This window comes from Saccharopolyspora sp. NPDC002686 (assembly GCF_040295745.1).
GTDB classification, from domain to species: Bacteria; Actinomycetota; Actinomycetes; order Mycobacteriales; family Pseudonocardiaceae; genus Saccharopolyspora; species Saccharopolyspora oryzae.
The window spans coordinates 1-3401 of record NZ_JBEOVY010000541.1 but is presented as its reverse complement, the minus strand read 5'-3'; the positions used below and the strand labels follow the sequence as shown (position 1 = coordinate 3401).

Genomic DNA, 3401 nt, shown 5'->3' with positions numbered 1-3401 from the left:
AGCCGCCGTGTATTGGCATACATAAGGCTGGGCACCCGCAGTCCAGGCGGGCGCTGAGGTTCCGCCACCCGCACCGCCACGCAAAACGAGTGCTTCAGACAAGTTCTGCTCAGAAGCGCGGGTGGTTGCCTCGGAGGATCACTCGGTCTTCTTCGGCCGCGTCTTCGACCGCGGGTTGCTTGGCGATCTCGCCGAGGACCCATGCCGGGACGTGGCGGGCCGTGAGCACCGCGAGGGCGCGGTCCACGTCTTCGGCGGTCACCACGGCGACCATGCCGATGCCCATGTTGAAGGTGCGCTCCATCTCCTCGGCCTCGACGCGGCCGCGCTGGGCGATCATGCGGAATACCGGCGCCGGCGTCCAGCTGCCCCGGTCCAGCACCGCGGTCAGACCGGACGGGATCACCCGCGCCAGGTTCTCCGCCAGACCGCCGCCGGTGATGTGCGCGAAGGTCCGGACGCCCGCCTCGGCGGCCAGCGCCAGGCAGTCCTTGGCGTAGATCCGGGTCGGCTCCAGCATCTCCTCGCCGAGGGTGCGGCCGAACTCCTCGACGTGGCCCTCCAGCGGCATCCGGGCGAGGTCCAGCAGCACGTGCCGGGCCAGCGAGTAGCCGTTGGAGTGCAGGCCGGAGGAGCCCATCGCGATCACCACGTCGCCGGGGCGCACCTTGTCGCCGCCGAGCATCGCGTCCGCCTCGACCACGCCGACGCCGGTCGCGGAGATGTCGTACTCGCCGGGCGCCATCATGCCGGGGTGCTCGGCGGTCTCACCGCCCAGCAGCGCGCAGCCGGCCTGCACGCAGCCCTCCGAGATGCCCTTGACCAGCTCGGCGATCCGGTCCGGCACGACCTTGCCGACCGCGATGTAGTCCTGCAGGAACAGCGGTTCCGCACCGCACACCACCAGGTCGTCGACGACCATCGCGACCAGGTCGATGCCGACGGTGTCGTGCTTGTCCACCGCCTGCGCGACGGCGAGCTTGGTGCCCACGCCGTCGGTGGAGGAGGCCAGCACCGGTTCCTTCCAGCGGTCGAGCTTGAGCTGGAACAGACCGGCGAAGCCGCCGAGCGAACCGAGCACCTCGGGCCGGGTGGCGCGCTTGGCCCACGGGCGCATCTTCTCGACCGCCTCGTCACCGGCCTCGATGCTCACCCCCGCAGCGGCGTAGGTGGCTTTCGGGCTCTCGGGCTGGGCAGACCCTGCGAGCAGGTCTTCGGACACGACTGGCTCCACATTCTGGTGCGGTTTTCGATTCGCCGGACGCGCAGACCACGCTACGCGCCGCGGCGGATCAGGGTTGGCTTTGCGCGCGGCTCAGGGCCGCTGCAGCGCTTCTTCGGCGCCGTAACCGGTCGGCAGCACCGGCTCGGCCGGCCCCGCCACGCCCCGTTCGGGCTTGCCCTCCAGCACGTACTTCCCGAGCTTGGCGTCGTCCGGCAGCGGGATCGGGTACTCGCCGTCGAAGCAGGCCGCGCACAACCGGGTGCGGGGCTGCTCGGTGGCCGCGACCAGGCTGTCCAGCGAGACGTAGCCGAGGCTGTCCGCGCCGATGGAACGGCGCACCCCGTCGGTGTCCAGGCCGTTGGCGATCAGCTCGGCGCGGGAGGCGAAGTCGATGCCGTAGAAGCACGGCCACTTCACCGGCGGCGAGGCGATCCGCACGTGCACCTCGATGGCACCTGCTTCGCGCAGCATCCGGACCAGGGCGCGCTGGGTGTTGCCGCGCACCACCGAGTCGTCCACGACGACCAGGCGCTTGCCGCGGATGACCTCGCGCAGCGGGTTGAGCTTGAGCCGGATGCCGAGCTGGCGGATGGTCTGCGACGGCTGGATGAAGGTCCGGCCGACGTAGGAGTTCTTGACCAGGCCCTGGCCGTAGGGGATGCCGGAGGCCTGGGCGTAGCCGATCGCGGCGGGCGTGCCCGATTCCGGGACCGGGATCACCATGTCGGCGTCCACCGGGTACTCCTTGGCCAGCCGGCGCCCGATCTCCACGCGGGTGCCGTTGACCGAACGACCGGAGATGGTGGTGTCCGGGCGGGCCAGGTAGACGTACTCGAAGATGCAGCCCTTGGGCTTGGGGTTGGCGAAGTGCTGCGAGCGCAGGCCGTCGCCGTCGATCGCCAGCAGCTCGCCGGGCTCGACCTCGCGGACGAACGACGCGCCGACGATGTCCAGGGCGGCCGTCTCGCTGGCCACCACCCAGCCGCGTTCCAGGCGACCGAGCACCAGCGGGCGCACGCCGTGCGGGTCGCGCACCGCGTAGAGGGTCTCCTCGTCGCAGAAGACCATCGAGAACGCGCCGCTGAGCGTCGGGAACAGCTCCATCGCCGCCTGCTCGATGCCCAGGTCCGCGGCCTTCGCCGCGAGCAGCCCGCAGACCAGGTCGGAGTCGGTGGTGGCGCCGTCGCAGCTGTTGGCCGGTGTCGAGCTGTTGCCCGTCACCGTGTCCACGCCCGCGGCGACCACGCGGTCGCGCAGCTCACCGGTGTTGACCAGGTTGCCGTTGTGGCCGAGCGCCAGGCTGGTGCCCGCGGCCGTGGTGCGGAAGGTCGGCTGGGCGTTCTCCCAGGTACCACCGCCGGTCGTGGAGTACCGGGCGTGGCCGACCGCGACGTGGCCGCGCAGCGACGCCAGGGTCTGCTCGGTGAACACCTGGCTGACCAGCCCGGTGTCCTTGTAGACGAGCACCTGCGAGCCGTCGCCGACGGCGATGCCGGCGGCTTCCTGCCCGCGGTGCTGGAGGGCGTAGAGCCCGTAGAAGCTGAGCTTGGCGACCTCTTCGCCGGGAGCCCACACGCCGAAGACGCCGCATTCCTCGCGGGGGACGTCTCGTTCGAGGGGATCTGCGGCGGGGTTGGCGAGGTCCGCGTGCGTGCTTGCGTTAGCCGGTTCGGGCCGGTCGGTGACCACCGAGCACTCCCTGGAGGACGAAGCCGGAGTTACACCTCAGTGTAAACAGGGAGAAACCCGCTCATCGCCCGCGGCGTGGTAGCTGTCTCACCGGCGAGTTCGAAAAGTTCACGGTGCGTCGCGCCGGGGTGACGCGATGTCGACCGGTCAGCCGTCGACGCGGACCAGCGGGAGCCACTGGGAGACGTCGGCGCGGGTGCCGGACGCGGTGAGGGCGCCGCGGTCGACCGCTTCGGACCAGGTGAGGCGTCCGGTGGCGAGCAGGAGCCAGGTGCGGGCGTCGGTCTCGACGACGTTGGGCGGGGTGCCGCGGGTGTGCCGGGGTCCGGCGATGCACTGCACCGCGGCGAACGGCGGTACCCGGACCTCGACGCTGTTGCCCGGCGCGACCTGCTCCAACGTCCGCGTGATGCACAACGGTCGCCTGGTGACCACCGGCAGCGTGGCCGACATCGTCTCGGTCGACGGCGAGGCGACCTTCCGGGTC

3 protein-coding genes are annotated in these 3401 nt (G+C 71.1%); all 3 read right to left on the bottom strand.

Going from position 1 to position 3401, the window contains the following annotated elements:
* Positions 1-109 precede the first annotated feature (109 nt).
* Complete coding sequence (purM, locus tag ABTZ89_RS37210; RefSeq protein ID WP_351053854.1) at positions 110-1222, bottom strand: phosphoribosylformylglycinamidine cyclo-ligase; 1113 nt, start codon at positions 1220-1222, stop codon at positions 110-112.
* A 93-nt stretch (positions 1223-1315) separates the two neighbouring features.
* Entirely contained in the window at positions 1316-2800 is a 1485-nt protein-coding gene (purF, locus tag ABTZ89_RS37205) for an amidophosphoribosyltransferase (RefSeq protein ID WP_408641924.1), read from the bottom strand.
* Positions 2801-3061: 261 nt separating this feature from the next.
* On the bottom strand, positions 3062-3401 hold a 340-nt coding region (locus tag ABTZ89_RS37200; protein ID WP_351053851.1), incomplete at its 5' end, for a sterol carrier family protein.